Genomic DNA, 14,438 nt, shown 5'->3' with positions numbered 1-14,438 from the left:
TTTCGTAGGGGACGGGTGGTGCGGGGCGACCCCGTCACGGGGCCGGTTCGTGGGGCCGCGGGAGCGGCGGAAGGAACGGCAGGTGGGCCGGGCGGTCGCCCAGGGCCGAGGAGAGGGCGAGCAGGACGCCCGCCGTACCGGTGGAGAGGTCCATGGAGAGGCGCATCATCTGTTCGCCGGGGAAGGCGAGTCGGCCCTGGTAGGACATGGCGTGCCAGCTCAGGCAGCCGATCTGGCGTTGTACGTCCTCCGGTGTCGTGCCGGGCCCGCCGACGTTCGTACGGGCGAGGTGGAGCACCATTCCGGCGACGCCCCGGAAGAGACCGGGCTGGGCGTAGAAGGTGGCCTGCGCCGCCCGTACGATCTCGCGGCGCGCCCGGTCGAGGGCGTCGTCGTGCCGGTGGAGCAGGTAGTCGTCGATCACCATGCCGATGCCCACGCTGCCCGCGCCCAGGTACGGCATCGTGCGCCAGCCCTCGTCGACCTGGAGGGTCCCGGAGGCGCCGTGGACGCAGCGGTTCAGGTCGTCGTGGAGCGCCTCGGCGGCGCGGTCGAGGAAGGAGGTGTCCCTGGTGCGCTCGTAGAGCCGTACGAACAGCAGGGCCCGTCCTGCGGAGCCGTGCAGGAGTCCCGTGCGCACCTTGCCTGCCGTTCCTGCCGTTCCTGCCGTGCCTGTCGCTCCAGCTGCTCCTGCCGCACCTGCCGCTCCAGCTGCTCCTGCCGCTCCTGCCGCTCCTGCCGTTCCCGCCGCTCTTGCCGTTCCCGCCGGTCGCCCGGGCGACCGGAGCGGGCGGGCGGACAGTTCGGCGCAGCGCAGGGCCGCCGCGTGGAGGCCGCTCTCACCGGTGGCGGTGGCCAGGGCGTCCAGGGCGAGGCCGATACCGGCCGTTCCTCCGTACAGGTCGGGGGCGAGGCCCTCGTGGTCCTGTTCGGCGACGAGCGAGGCCAGTTCGAGCGCGGCAGCCGTGTGCCCGAGCCGTTCGAGGGTCCACGCGACACCGGAGAGCCCGTCGTAGAAGCCGAGCGGTGTGCCGGAGTCGGGCTGTTTGGCGTACCGCAGGAGCCTGTCCTCGGCCTCCGGACATCGGGGTGCCCCGCTCTCGTACAGGGCGTGGAGCACTCCGGCGGTGCCGTGTCCGAAGGTCATGCCCCCGCCGACGGTGGCGAACTGCGCGATGTCCCCGGGGAAGAAACGATCCTCCCTTCCGGGCGTCGCCGACGCCAGGATCGCGCCCACCATGGAGTCACGGCTGTTCGGCCAGTCGACCGGCTCCGTGGGCAGGAACCTGGAGGGGTCCGCCGGACGGTCGGGCGCCCGCGAGCTCCCGCCGGACCGGCCGCCGGCCGGGTCGCGCGTGATCTCCCGGACCGCCTCGTCCAGGAAACCGGGAGGCAGCGGGAACCGCGCCGCAGCGGTCTCCGCGAGGTGCGCGGCCTTGCCCCGGTCCACCGCGAGCAGACTCGTGAGCGGGATGAACAGCGCGATCCGGAGGCACGCGAGGGCGTACCGGTCCACATCGAACCCCCGCCGGTCGGCGGGCGCCACGAACGCCGGGTTGGCGACGGTCTGGCGACCGCCCTCCGAGGCGGGCTGTGCCGCCTCGAAGTCCAGCAGCACCACCGAGGACTCGTCCTCGGACACCATGATGTTGAACAGATGCAGGTCGTTGAAGACGATCCCGCGTGCGTGCACCGCGGCCACGGCCCGCTCGACGAGCCCGTGGATCCGCAGCGCCCACTCCGTGTACTCGGCGAGCCGTTCCGCCGGCGGATCGGCCTCCATCAGCGGATGCCTCCGCGCGAAGAAGGTGTTGAGCGGCTTGCCCTCCACGAACTCCAGCGCCAGGAAGTGGTGGTCGCCCACCGTGAAGCAGTCGAGGACCTCCGGCGTGCAGGCGAGCCCCGAGAGCCGTTCCAGCGCCTCGCGTTCGCGGTGCAGCCGCGTCACGGCGTCCGCGCCGTCCGCGGCGAGGCCCGCATACGGCCGCGCCTCCTTGAGGACGACCCGCCGCCCGGTCCTCCGGTCCCGGGCCTCGTACACTCCACCGCCGTTGGAGAAGTGCAGGGCCTTCTCGATGTCGTACGGCATGTCCTGGACGGTCACCGAGGCCCTGGCCTCGAGGTGCGGACGCAGGAAGGCGGGGGGAGTCACCCAGGCGGGCACGTGGAAGACGGGATCGCGCCGGTCGGGTACGAGCGTGCCCGACCCGTCCTCGACGGCCGGCCGCAGCTCCCCGTGCTCGTCGTAGCAGTGGCGGAGGGTGAAGCTGCCGTACCTCAGGTGCACGGGGCCCCGGCCCCAGCGCAGATCGCTGAGGATGTACGGACCCGGCCGGCCCTCGAGCAGCCCCGCCAGATCGGTGGCCACGCGCTCGCACTGCTCGTCGTCGGCCGGATACACGGTGATGAACTTGCCGCTCGCCGAGCGGTCCGCGTACTTGGCGTTGCGCTGGTGCAGCAGGTAGCGGCTGGGGACGAACTTGAAGGCCACGTCCTGTCCCAGACAGTACGCGCGGACCGTGGCGAGGATCGCCTCCGCGTTGTCGAGACGGGCAGAGACGTGGATCTTCCAGCCCTGCGACGGGAGCGCGTGGTCCAGAGGGCGCAGGGCGAGCCAGTCGCCCGTACGGTGGGACGTCCAGCCCTCGGGTACGGGGAGGGTGGCCGCCCGGTAGAGCGAGTCGCCCGCTCCCTCGGCGAAGACCAGGCGGTGCGGCGCGTCGTAGAAGTGACGGTCGGCGTCGCAGAACACCGCGTACCCCTTGTTCACTGCGCACTCCCTCGGTCGGTGACGGACACGACGCTGTCACGTCCCCCGAGGACCCCGACAGTCGCCGCTGTCACCTTCCACCCATGCGGAACGCACGGGTAACAACCGCCCCGCGTATGCCTCCGGTCCGGGCGACCGGCCCCGCCCCCGACGACCGACGGCGGGTGCGGAGGCGCGGGCGGGGGCGGGGCATACTCCTCGCGGCCGCCCAGGCCGCGGGTGCGGCGGTCCGTCAGACCGCGCGGGCGGCGGTCCGTCTGGCCGCGCGGGCGGTGGCACGTCAGACTGCGTGGGCGGTGGCCTGTCAGACCGCGCGGGCGGGTGAGCCCGTCAGACCGCGGACGGTGGCCCGTCGACCAGAGCCCGCGCCGCGGCGTACTCCTCGCGAGCGGCCTGTTCCGCGACGTCCAGATAGCCGTACGCGTCGGCGCCGACCGGGATGCGCAGGGGCGTGGGGCCCTCGGCGTCGACGATGGCCAGGACCCGTGCCGCGTAGTCGTCGGGACGCCCGGTCTCGGGGCTGTCGGCGAGTCCGCGCGCGCCTTCGAGCATCTCGCGGTTGGTCACGTCGTAGGCGGGGACCCGGTGGGCGGCTTCCGTCATGGCGGTGCCGTAGCGGGTGGCGAACATGCCGGGTTCGACGACCGTGACACGGATGCCGTGCGGGGCCGCCTCCACCGCGAGAGCCTCGCTCATGCCTTCCAGCGCGTGCTTCGCGGCCACGTAGGCGCCGAGGCCCGGGAAGGCCATCCGGCCGACGACGGAGGAGACGTTGAGGATGTGGCCGTGCCCCTGGGCCCGCATCAGGGGCAGGGCGAGCCGCGTGAGTCTCCAGGGCCCGACGACCAGGATCTCCAACTGTTCCCGGAGTTCGGTGTCGGAGACCTCCTCGACCGCGCCGAAGAGACCGACGCCGGCGTTGTTGACGAGGACGTCGATGCCTCCGAGGCGGTCGACGGCCGTCCGGACGGCCTCCTGGCAGGAGGCCGGGTCCCGCAGCTCCAGCGGAACCGGGACGATCCGTCCGGGCCAGGCGGCGGAGAGGTCCTCCAGGTCCGCGGTCTTGCGGGCGGTGACCACGAGTTCGTGCCCCGCCCGTGCCGCCGCGGCGGCCAATGCCCTTCCGAGGCCCGAAGAGCACCCCGTGATCAACCAGCGCCTGCCCATGGATCCCCCCGTACGGATCGCCGAAGTGTTGACGCGCGAACGGTCCTGCCTGCTGGCGCCGCCGTACACGCACCGTCCCGTCCGCGGCGGGCGGGACGGGACGCGGTTCATCGTGGAGGCGAGATCCGGCCACGGCCATCCCTCACGCAGGGGCGCGCGGACGCACGGACGGGCGCAGTGGCGCAGGTTCCCCGACCCCTCCGATACCGCGAACCACCCGCGACGGGGCAGAGAGCTCACGTCGCCTCTCTCTCCCCCCCCGGGGAGCACCCGGAAGGTGCCCTCCACCGTCCGAAGTCGGTCGGCCGAAAGCGGCGTCCGAAGGCGGTCGCCCGAACGCGGACACCCAAACGCGGTCGTCCGAAAGCCACCGCCCGAAAGCGAGCGGCCCCGCGCGTCGGCCGAATGCACGGACGTCACAGGGATGCCCCGGGGCATCCGGGGCAGCCGTACCCCGAGGTCCGCACGCGGCGGCCGCACGGCCGCGACGTTCGGAGGCGACCAGCGCCCCAGGCCGGAGGGTCCGCACTGGACGGGGCGAAGGGCGGCACACCGCTCGTCGACGAAGAGGCGGACGGCACAAGGCGGCAACGGAACACAGGGAGAACCGAGATGCAGGTCCGTCCGTGGCGCGTCCAACCCGACACCCGGCTGACGGCTCACGCAGTCGCCGGCCGGTACCGGCTCGACGGCCTGCTGGGGAGAGGCGGAGCAGCCGACGTCTACGAAGCCGTGGACCTCCGGCTGCGCAGGCCCGTCGCGGTGAAGGTCTTCCGCCGCGGCGACACCCGGACGGAGGAGCGCTCGGACAACGAGGGACGTCTCCTGGCCCAGCTGCAGCATCCCGGTCTGGTGACCCTCTTCGACTCCGGTCGCGACGAAGGCCGTCCCTTCCTGGTGATGGAGCTCGTCAGGGGGACGACCCTACGCAGGCGCCTCGCCCGCTCCGCGCTCTCGCTGACCGAGACCCGCCGCATGGGCGTCGCGCTGTCCTCCGCGCTCGCCCATGTGCACGGAACGGGAATAGTCCACCGTGACGTCAAGCCGTCGAACATCCTCCTGGACCGGACCGACGCCCCGCACCTGACGGACTTCGGGATCTCCCGCCGCTTCGCCACGGCCGACGACCCCGCGGCCGCGCCCGACGACGCCGCGAGCAGCGCGGCCGCCCCGGCCACCGACGGCGAGGACATCCTCATGGGGACGGCTTGCTACATGGCACCGGAACAGGCACTCGGCCGGACCACGGGGCCGCGGGCCGACGTCTACAGCCTCGGACTCGTCCTCCTGGAGGCCCTCAAGGGCGAACGGGAGTACGGCGGCCCGCCCCTGGAGGCGGCGCTCGCACGGCTGCACCGTCCGCCGCGGCTACCCGACGGACTCCCCCCAGGACTCGGCAGGCTGTTGACGGCCATGACAGCGCACGAGGCCTCGAACCGACCCGACGCCCGTACCTGCCAGACGGTACTGGCCTCGCTGCCGATCCCCGACGCGTGCGAGGCCCCGCACGCCGCACAGCCGGCGACGGTGCCCGGGGACCCCGGGCACCCGTCCGGAGTCCCTGGGCACCCGTCCGGAGTCCCTGGGCACCCGTCCGGAGACCCCAGGCACCCGTCCGGAGTCCGCCGCTCGCCCGGTACGCCCCCGGGCGGCCGGACCACGCCCAGGAAGGCGGAGCCGAGGACCAGGTCGCCCCACCGCCCGGGACGACTGCTCGCCAAGAGCGCGGCCCTGGCCGCCCTCGGCGTCACGCTGACGGGCTCCATCGGCGCCGCCCCCGCCGGGAGCCGGAGCGTCGTGGACCCGCTGTCCGACCGCGTGACCGCCCGACAGATACCGGACGCGGCGCGGGCGATGGAGATCGACTGACTCGAGCCGTGTGAAGCGGCACTTTCCGAGCACACGCAACGGCAGGAGAACACGACGGCCACCGGCCGCACGGGAGGAAGGAAGCAGACATGACTCGTGATGTCTGGACCTACGCCGAGACCGCGACCCACGCGACAGAGGTGGATGTGACGGGATACAAGGTCGAGTGCTCCGACGGCGGCATCGGCAAGGTGGACAAGCACTCGGCGGAGGTCGGCAGCAGCCACCTGGTCGTGGACACCGGCCCGTGGATCATCGGCCGCCAGGTCGTCATCCCGGGCGGAGTCGTCACGGCCGTCGACCTCGCGATGGAGACCGTCTTCGTCAGCTGTACCAAGGAACAGATCAAGAACGCCCCCGAGTTCGTTCCCGGCCAGAACGACGACGCTGCCGGACAGCACAAGATGAAGTTCGTCGACTACTACCTGGCGTTCTTCCGGTAGGGCCCTGGCACCCGCTGGGGCCGATGAAGACCGGGTAGACGGTTGCCGGATTCGAAGGACCGTTCCTGAGCCTGCCAGACCTGCTCGATCTCGCGATCCGCCGGGAACGGAACCCCCACCACGGTACGGCGGCCCCCCTGCGACCGAGCCCGCCACTCCAGCACGCCCCTGTTCGCGAAGCGCCGGCCGGGGGGTGCATCCGAGCAGAGCTGAAGAGCGGAAACTCAGGTGTCCGAACGGCGCGATCGTCGCAGGGATCCCTGGTGTCTGGAGTGGCCGACCGAGTGACCGCACAGGGCGCACGAGCGTGGGCCGCCCTGATCGGTTTCCTGCTGGCGGCGTACGCCGTTGCTGCGGCGGGTGCCCTGGCCTCCGCGGACGCGGCGACGGTCTACACGTCACTGGACGTGCCGGCCTGGGCTCCTCCCGCCTGGCTCTTCGGCCCTGTCTGGACCGTCCTCTACGCCACCATCGGTGCTGCCGCATGGCTGGTTTGGCGGCGACAGGCCGCACCGGACAGGAGGTCGGCGATCACGTGGTGGGTTGTGCAACTGGCCCTCAACCTCGGCTGGACCCCTCTCTTCTTCGGACTGGGCGCATACGGCGCCGCCCTCATCGACATCCTCCTCCTGGCGACCGCGGTGAGCGTCACGATCCTGTTCTTCAGCCGCGTGTCCAAAGCCGCTGCGCTCCTGCTCGTGCCCTACCTGGGCTGGGTGTGCTTCGCCACGGCGCTCAACGCGGCGATCTGGACGGCGAACGGCTGACGCGCGCCGGCCGCCGCAGCGGAAGGCGCCCGCCGGGGCATCCCGCCAGCTCGTCTGGGAGGCGGCCCCGTCGTGAGGGAAGCCGTTGTTCATGAGAACGGGCAGCACCTTGCCGACGAGGCCGCGGCCGCTCCGCAGGGATCGAACGTCGCCGGTCGGCCGTGACACGCCGCAACCGCCATCGCGGCCCTTGCACGATGGCGGTTGCGGCGCGTCTCAGTTCAGCCGGGTGGTGGCGTAGGCCTCGATCGCGTCGCGCTGGTACGCGGCCAGGCCGGGAACGATGGCCTCGTACGCGGCGCGCCACGTCTCGTTGCCGACGACGGAGCTCCCGATGGCCCGGAACTCCTCGGCAGAGACCACGCGCAGTTCGGCCAGTGCCCGGTACTGGGCGTCGATCTCGGCCTGGACCGGGGCGGCGTCGGCCGGAAGGCCCGCGGCCATGAGTTCGGCCAGCCGGATCATCTGCGCGGTCCGCTCACGGTGCGCGGCGTCCGCGTCGGCCTGGCCCATCGCGTCGGCACGTCGCCCGACCTCTTCGGCGAGCTCGGGGAAGTCGCGCATGTTCTCTTCGTACTGGGAGGCCTGAACGCCCTCGAAGAGGTTCTCCGGTCGGTTGATGGTCATGGGGTTGCCGTCCTTCCTGGACTGCTCCAGTTCGGCGATCGTGCGGGAAACGGTGCCTGCCAGGGCCTCGAGCCGGTCCCGCTCCGCGAGGAGGCGCTGGCGGTGGCCCCGCAGGGCATCCACCTCGTCGACCTGCTCAGACAGGATGCGGCCGATCTCCGGCACCCCGACCCCCAGCGCCCGCAGCACGAGGATCTGCTGCAGCCGCAAGAGCTGACGCTCCTCGTAGTAGCGGCGTCCACCGGTGCCGATCCGGGCCGGCGGCAGCAGGCCCGTCTCGTCGTAGTGGCGCAGTGTCCGGGCGGTGACACCCGACATCCGGGCCACCTCATCGATCGGCCAGTCCATCACGACTCCTGCACGTGTGCATCGCAGGGCCGGTGTCTCCGGCCCTGGTCACGACGGTATGAGCTGCCGCAACGGCAACTTCAACCCCGATGCTCAAGATCCTCGCAATCGAGCAGGCACGACCCACGCTCAGGCGAAGCAGGCTCCGCCCGCTGCCGAACTCGTGAACATCCGGACACTGCCCGAGGCCCCGGCGCCTCCCGAATCCCCGTAGAAACGGCGCCTCCCGAATCCCTGTAGAAACGCTGTCTCCTCACAGCCTCTGGCTCAACTTCACTGGAGCAGTAACGCTGCGCGCGGTCGAGACCCTGCTCAGCCGCCCCGGGGCCCAGGTGGCGTCCCACCCGTCTCGGGGGCCGCCGCAGGCGATCCGCAGATCTCCACCCACCCCCTTCAGGCGCTGCACAGGATCCGCATCCACCCCAACTTCTCTGCGGCGTCAGGGGCGTTCCCTCGGTTCGTCCCACACGCGCTGGTACTCCGCCCAGTCGGGACGAGGACCGGGCAGGCCGGTGTGCGGGGACCGGAGGCCGTCGAGGGTGAGGGCCAGCATCCTGCGGCGCGCGTTGTCGTCCTCCTCCGTACGGCGGGGATAGCGGCTGAACATCTCGATCACGTGGGTGATGTCGAGCGTCGTGACGTCCTCGCGCACGGTCCCGTCGTCGTGGCCGCGGCGCAGCACCTGTTCTGCGAGCGCCTTCGCCTCCTCGTTGGCGGTGGTGACGTCCTCGGGCAGGCTGAAGGTCCCCGCGAGGGCGGCGAAGGCGCCGGCCCGTGCCTCGACCGCCGCCGCCATGTAGTGCGCGAGCACCTCCCATCCCGTGCCCTCTGCCGCCAGGGCCGCGCGGAGTTCGGCGATCGTCCGGGCGATGCCGACGGCGCACAGCCGCTGGAGAAGCTGCTCCTTGCTGCCGTAGCGGCGGTAGAGGGTGCCGATGCCGACGCCCGCGAGGGCGGCGATGGCGGAGACGGGGGCGTCAGCGCCCTGCTCGGCGAAGACGGCGCGGGCGGCGTAGAGCACGCGGACGTCGTTGCGCTCCGCTTCGGCCTGGCGGCCGAAGCGACTGCCGCCCGCCCGCGTCCTTCCGGCATCTGGATTCTTCATGCGGCCCAACCTATTGCCTATCGGAGCGGAGTGCTCCGATACTCCTGTCGGAGCGAATCGCTCCGATAGGAGGTTCTGATGGAGAACACATCCCTACTGGCCCTGTCCGCCCCCCTCTTCGTCCTGCTGGTCGTCATCGAGATGGTCTACTACCGCCTCCACCCGGACGAGAACGCGAGCGGCTACGGGCTCCGCGACACCGCGGCAAGCTTCGCCGTCGGCGCCGGAGCCGCCGTCGTGGACGTCCTCTACAAGACGATCGCCGTCGCGGTCTTCATCGGCCTCTACGAGCTCACGCCCTTGCGCGTGGAGATCACCTGGCTGACGTTCCCGCTCATCCTGCTCGCGCAGGACTTCTGCTACTACTGGATGCACCGCGAGCACCACACGGTGCGCATCCTGTGGGCCAGCCACGTGGTCCACCACTCCAGCACGCGCTACAACTTCTCCACGTCGGTCCGCCAGCCGTGGACAGGCCTCACCTCGCAGCTCTTCTACATCCCGCTGGCCCTGGCCGGCGTGCCGCCGTGGGCGATCCTCCTGTGCGGCGCCATCAACATGCTCACCCAGTTCTGGCTGCACACCGACCGCATCGGCAGGCTGCCGCGGATCATCGAGCGAACGATCAACACACCCTCGGCCCACCGGGTGCACCACGCCTCCCAGGGCGGCTACCTCGACCGGAACTTCGGCGGAATCCTCATGGTCTGGGACCGGATGTTCGGCACCTGGGCGGAGGAGACGGAGCGCCCCCGTTACGGCCTCACCAAGAACATCGACACCCACAACCCACTGCGCATCGTCTCTCACGAGTACGCTGCCATCGGCCGGGACCTGGCCCGCGCCACGTGCTGGCGGGACCGGGCGCGCCACCTGCTGGACCGCCCGGGATGGAAGCCCGCACCGGCGGCGGAGCCGGCGGGGTCCGCCGCCGGCCCCCAGCTCTGAGCCGCCGACCCGCCGCCTCAGGAAGAGAGACCCTTGGAACCCGCAACGCCACAGGACAGCACATCCGGACGGACATGGACCCTGCGGACATCCACGGTGATCGCGGCGCCGCCCGCAGAGGTGTTCGCGGCGCTCAGCGACGTACGGCAGATGCCTCGATGGAGTCCGGAGTGCGTGGCCGTCCTGGTGGTCGGGGGACGTGGCGGTCCCCGTCCGGTCTTCGTCGGATTCAACCGCAACGGTTTCCGGTACTGGTTCACCCTCTGCCGGGTGGTCAGGTCGGACGCGCCCGGAGAGTTCGCCTTCCGCGTCTCGATCGCCGGACTCCCGCTCGCCACATGGGGATTCCAGCTCCGCCCGGCCGGCGATCCGGGCCGGACCGAGGTCACCCAGTACTGGCACGACCTGCGTCTGGGCCGGCGCGGACGGGTCGCCGACCTCCTCGGGAGGGTGGCCGCCGGGACATCGCCGGAGGCGCGGGTGAGCACGAACCGGGCGGGCATGGCCACGACGTTGCGGCGCCTGCGGGAGTCGGTGGAGGCGGCGGCGAGGGAGCCCTTGCCGTCAGAGTGACGCCCGGACCGGTGAGGGAGCCATGAGGCCGGCCGTCGCGCCGTGGCTGGACTGTGCCGATGGCGCCGGGAGCCTGCTGCTGTTCAGCGCAGGAGGGCGGTGAGAAGGTCTGTGCCGACCGTCGCGATGTGTGTGTGGTCGAGGGTGTAGTGGACGTAGCGTCCGTGCCGCCGGGCGGTGAGGAGGCCCGCGTGGCGTAGGACGGTGAGGTGGCGGGAGACTTCCGGGGGAGAGAGTTTCCAGGCGTGGGCGAGTTCGCTGTTGGTGTGCGGTCCGCGGGCGAGGGTGCGGAGCAGCCGCAGCCGTACGGGGTGTGCCAGTGCTTCGAGTCGAAGTGCGACGGTCTCCTGCGGCACGGGCTGTGACGGGCTGCGTTCGGACGCCGGGTACTGCACGACCGGCCGCCGTCCTGGTGCGTGGATGACCACCAGGTGAGGGCGGCCGTAGGCGCTGGGGATGAAGGTGACGCCTTGGTCGTGGGCGGTGGTTGTGTTGTCCTGCAGTTGGTCCACGACGATGCTGCCGCCGTCCGGTGCCAGGGTGACCGCGCTGGAGACGGAGCCGAGAGCCGCCTCGATCCCGTGTCGTCCCAGCAGGTCGTTCTTCAGTCGCAGGTCGGCGGCGAGTTCCATGGCGACGGCGGTCCAGGCGGTGTCGAAGAATGCCTCGGCGCACTGTTCGAGGGTGCGGCGTACCTGCGCTCGTACGGCGGTCGGGTCCGCGAGGAGCCGCTCCGCGAAGGCTTCCTGGAGTGCCCCTCGGGCTTGGGCGAGGTCCAGGGCGTGCTCGCGTGCGGCCCGGTTGGCGAGCGGTGACGCTGCTGGAAAGTGGATGCGGTTGTTGCCGCATGTGGTGGTGAGCGCGGTGGCGACGTAGGTTTCGTCGTCGATCCGGTCCAGGTCGTCGAGCTCTGCTGCGAGGGTGCGTCGGGGTCGGGCGGGGACGAGGAAGTCGGCTCGTGAGGAGCGCCAGAGGAACTGCGCTTCTCTCAGTCGCCGGGCCAGTTCGGACGGCATCGCGGCCCAGACGTCGTCGGCCCAGTCGGCCAGCTGCGGGTGGTGTGCGGGTTCGGCCAGGACGTGCAGCATCGCGGTGAGCTCGGCCAGCGGGGAGGCGGCGAACCGCAGTCGTCCGGCGGGCAGTCCGGTGATGTCGATGCGCAGCGTCATCCCTCCATCATCGAGGGCATGGTGACCGATGACGTCGCCGGTTGACGATGTACGTCAACCGGCGTGCCGCATCGCCGGCCCGGCCTCAGCTTGGGCGCCATGGCAACCACCACCCGGATCCGTCCCCGCGCTCTCCTGCATGCGTCCGGAGGCCCCCGCTACGCCGTCGCTCTCGCCGTGGACGCCCTCGGCACGGGCTTGTTGCGGCCGTTCCTGCTGTTGTACGGGGTGACGGTCCTCGGACTGTCCGCCTCGGCGACCGGCATCGCGATGACAGTCGGCATCGTCGTGGGCCTCATGTGTATGCCCGCGGTGGGGCGATGGCTGGACCGGGGCGCACGCAGCACGGTCGTGGCGGCGGCGATGCTCGTGCGGGTGCTGGGCGTGGTGCTGCTGCTGGCCACCCCGACGGGCAACGCGGGGCTGTTCACCATGGCCGCGCTCTTCCTCGGGATCGGCAACCAGGCGTGGCCGGCCGCCCACGCCGCCCTCGTCGCCACCATCGCCCACGGGCGGGAACGCGACGCCGCCCTTGCGGGAGGCCGCGCCCTGCGCAACGCCGGACTGGGCGCCGGTGCCCTCCTCGCCACCGCATGCCTGACGGGCGGTACCACCGCCTTGCGGGCTCTGGCAGTCGTCACCGCCCTCGCCTACCTCGCCGCGGCGGCTCTGACATGGTCCGTCCACGTGCACGCCCACCCGACCGCTCCCGCGCCGGTCGCGGTCGTGGCCAAGGACGAGGGCGGCGAGCCCGCACCCCGGATGCGTACGCTGCTGGCCGCCAACGTGATCTACGCCTTCTGCCTCAATGTCCCGGAGATCGCGCTCCCCCTGGTTCTGGTGACGCAGATGCACGCTTCCCCGATGTGGCCTGCGCTCATCTTCGTGGCCAACACGGTGCTGGTGGTCACCTTGCAGGTCCCCGTCACCGTCCTGCTGTCCCGCTTCCCCCGCCGGTCCGTGCTGGCGTTCGCCGGCATGGTGCTGACCGCCTCCTACCTCGGCTTCCTCGCAGCCGCGTCCCTGGGACACGGGTGGGCCGCCCCGACCGTCACGGCGGTGTCCGTGGTCTGCACCCTCGGCGAGATCATCTATGCGGGCAGCGCCACCGCGCTCGTCACCGCCCTCGCTCCGGCGCATGCGCTCGGACGAGTCCTCACCCGCTTCCAGCTCTCCACGGGCTTCGGACTCGCCGTCTCCCCGGCGGCCATCACCGCTCTCGCACCCCACGGCCCGGCTGCGCTCTGGGGCGCCCTTGCCGGCGCTACGCTCCTGGCTGCCTCCGCCGTCGCCGGCTGAGCATGCTCGACTGCGAGGCGCCACACGTCGTAGGGGCGCCGGTGCGCGCAGCTGGGGGAGTGGGCCCGGCCCTGCGTACGGCCGTCGTTCGGAGAACGCCGATCCGGGGGGCGTGAGGTGGCTCGGCCGAAGCCGTGGCTTGTCGGTTTTCGGCCTGCGGCTCACGGAAGTCCGTACAGGCCGCTCTCGGGGATCCCCGTCAGGGCACCGGGCTTCGGGGAGGGAGCGGCCGAAACCGACGGGCGAGGTGACGTCACGCGGGGACGGCGAGCGGCGGGTGGTCGAGCACGCGCGGCTTGTATTCGACGAGCTGGATGCCGTTGTCGAAGGTGCGGTGTTCGATCATCTCGAGAGCGACGTCCGGGTAGCCGTCGTAGATGCGTTCCTCGCCCGTGGCACCCGTGATCACGGGGAACATCACGACGCGGAAGCGGTCGACGAGTCCGGCTCGCAGCAGGGAGCGGGACAGGCTGAGGCTGCCGATCGTGCTGAGGAGCCCCGAGCCGCTCGATTTCATGGCGCTGACCGCTTCGACGGCGTCGTCGCGGACGAGGGTGGAGTTGGCCCAGGTCAGCGGCTCCTCGAGAGAGGAGGAGAACACCCGCTTCGGCGCTCGGGTGAGTTCGTCGACGGATGCTTCCTCTTCGGGCCGGAACTCGTTCTGGCCCTGGGGGACCGCGCCTGCGGCGAAGCCCGACATCAGGCGGTAGGTGTTCGCTCCCATGAGGTAGGTGGCCTGGGGCTGTGCGCCGAGCCACGCGAGGTACTCCGGACCTTCGAGGCCCCAGAACCCGGGCCATCCCTCTCCTGACGCGTAGCCGTCGAGGGAGGTGATGAAGTCGACGAGAAGCTCCGACATGGCGGTGTCCTTTCTTGGGCTGTCACGAGCTTGGACCGTCCGGGAGCGGCAAACTCATCGGCCGCGCCGCAAGGCAAGAGGAAGCGACCCGGGCGCGCCGCGAGCCGTCATGATCGGCTCGGCTCGGTCATGCAGTCGGGCCATCAGAATGCGCCGACGTCGGCGAGCCGACCGTCCGTCGAGGACGCTGCGAGGGCCGTACGGGGGTCGGTGGCCCTGGTCGCGCCGGCCCGGGGCCGACCTCGTCCGCCGGCGGTTGGTCGCTATGCGCGGGTCGGGGGTCCTGCCGGCCGCACGCCTGGCTCGGATACCGCGGTGTCCCCCGGCACGTGTCCGCGCCCCGGCCGGTTGTGGGTGGCTGGAGGTGGGGGAGTGAGGGAGGGGCTGGGGGGGGCTAGGGCCTGTGTGATGTCGTGATCATTCGGCGGTTTTGATCAGGTCGTCGATCCAGATCACGGCGGCGCGGAGGTGGACGCCGGCGAGATAGCTCTCGG

The 14,438-nt window shown here is 71.5% G+C and carries 12 protein-coding genes; 6 read left to right on the top strand and 6 right to left on the bottom strand.

The window, feature by feature from the left end; genetic code table 11:
• Positions 1-34 precede the first annotated feature (34 nt).
• A complete protein-coding gene (lanKC, locus tag ACFQ79_RS04855; RefSeq protein ID WP_383579409.1) occupies positions 35-2,770 on the bottom strand; it encodes a class III lanthionine synthetase LanKC in 2,736 nt (911 codons plus the stop codon).
• 330 nt (positions 2,771-3,100) lie between these two features.
• Positions 3,101-3,937 (bottom strand): SDR family oxidoreductase, encoded by an 837-nt coding sequence (locus ACFQ79_RS04850; RefSeq protein ID WP_383579408.1) that lies wholly within the window; start codon positions 3,935-3,937, stop codon positions 3,101-3,103.
• Positions 3,938-4,549: 612 nt separating this feature from the next.
• Between ACFQ79_RS04850 and ACFQ79_RS04845 the strand changes: the two genes are divergently transcribed.
• The 3 genes from ACFQ79_RS04845 (at position 4,550) to ACFQ79_RS04835 (ending at position 7,016) form a co-directional block, all read left to right on the top strand.
• On the top strand, positions 4,550-5,806 hold the full coding sequence (locus ACFQ79_RS04845) for a protein kinase (RefSeq protein ID WP_383579407.1): 1,257 nt from the start codon (positions 4,550-4,552) through the stop codon (positions 5,804-5,806).
• Positions 5,807-5,895: 89 nt separating this feature from the next.
• Positions 5,896-6,249: a PRC-barrel domain containing protein gene (locus ACFQ79_RS04840; protein ID WP_383579406.1), complete on the top strand. Its 354-nt coding sequence runs from the start codon at positions 5,896-5,898 to the stop codon at positions 6,247-6,249.
• Between the two features lie 284 nt (positions 6,250-6,533).
• Complete coding sequence (locus ACFQ79_RS04835; RefSeq protein ID WP_383579405.1) at positions 6,534-7,016, top strand: TspO/MBR family protein; 483 nt, start codon at positions 6,534-6,536, stop codon at positions 7,014-7,016.
• A 216-nt stretch (positions 7,017-7,232) separates the two neighbouring features.
• Here the strand turns inward: ACFQ79_RS04835 and ACFQ79_RS04830 are convergent, their stop codons facing one another.
• A complete protein-coding gene (locus tag ACFQ79_RS04830) occupies positions 7,233-7,991 on the bottom strand; it encodes a MerR family transcriptional regulator (protein WP_383579404.1) in 759 nt (252 codons plus the stop codon).
• A gap of 439 nt (positions 7,992-8,430) precedes the next feature.
• Positions 8,431-9,096, bottom strand: coding sequence for a helix-turn-helix domain-containing protein (locus tag ACFQ79_RS04825; protein ID WP_383579403.1), 666 nt, complete (start codon positions 9,094-9,096; stop codon positions 8,431-8,433).
• A 78-nt stretch (positions 9,097-9,174) separates the two neighbouring features.
• Between ACFQ79_RS04825 and ACFQ79_RS04820 the strand changes: the two genes are divergently transcribed.
• Both ACFQ79_RS04820 and ACFQ79_RS04815 read left to right on the top strand, forming a co-directional pair.
• Positions 9,175-10,044, top strand: coding sequence for a sterol desaturase family protein (locus tag ACFQ79_RS04820; protein WP_383579402.1), 870 nt, complete (start codon positions 9,175-9,177; stop codon positions 10,042-10,044).
• 33 nt (positions 10,045-10,077) lie between these two features.
• The gene (locus ACFQ79_RS04815) at positions 10,078-10,617 is read left to right on the top strand and encodes an SRPBCC family protein (protein WP_383579401.1); all 540 of its coding nucleotides are present in this window, start codon (positions 10,078-10,080) and stop codon (positions 10,615-10,617) included.
• Between the two features lie 83 nt (positions 10,618-10,700).
• Here the strand turns inward: ACFQ79_RS04815 and ACFQ79_RS04810 are convergent, their stop codons facing one another.
• The gene (locus tag ACFQ79_RS04810; protein ID WP_383579400.1) at positions 10,701-11,786 is read right to left on the bottom strand and encodes a DUF5937 family protein; all 1,086 of its coding nucleotides are present in this window, start codon (positions 11,784-11,786) and stop codon (positions 10,701-10,703) included.
• A 99-nt stretch (positions 11,787-11,885) separates the two neighbouring features.
• Here ACFQ79_RS04810 and ACFQ79_RS04805 point away from each other — a divergent pair, with 99 nt between their 5' ends.
• Entirely contained in the window at positions 11,886-13,085 is a 1,200-nt protein-coding gene (locus ACFQ79_RS04805; RefSeq protein ID WP_383579399.1) for an MFS transporter, read from the top strand.
• 253 nt (positions 13,086-13,338) lie between these two features.
• Here ACFQ79_RS04805 and ACFQ79_RS04800 read toward each other — a convergent pair whose 3' ends face one another.
• Positions 13,339-13,944, bottom strand: a complete 606-nt coding sequence (locus ACFQ79_RS04800; RefSeq protein WP_383579398.1) for a dihydrofolate reductase family protein — start codon at positions 13,942-13,944, stop codon at positions 13,339-13,341.
• Positions 13,945-14,438 lie beyond the last annotated feature (494 nt).

This window comes from Streptomyces sp. NPDC056480 (genome assembly GCF_042795405.1).
Taxonomy (GTDB): domain Bacteria; phylum Actinomycetota; class Actinomycetes; order Streptomycetales; family Streptomycetaceae; genus Streptomyces.
Note: the sequence above shows the minus strand (reverse complement) of the source record. Positions and strands in the feature narration are given on the sequence as shown.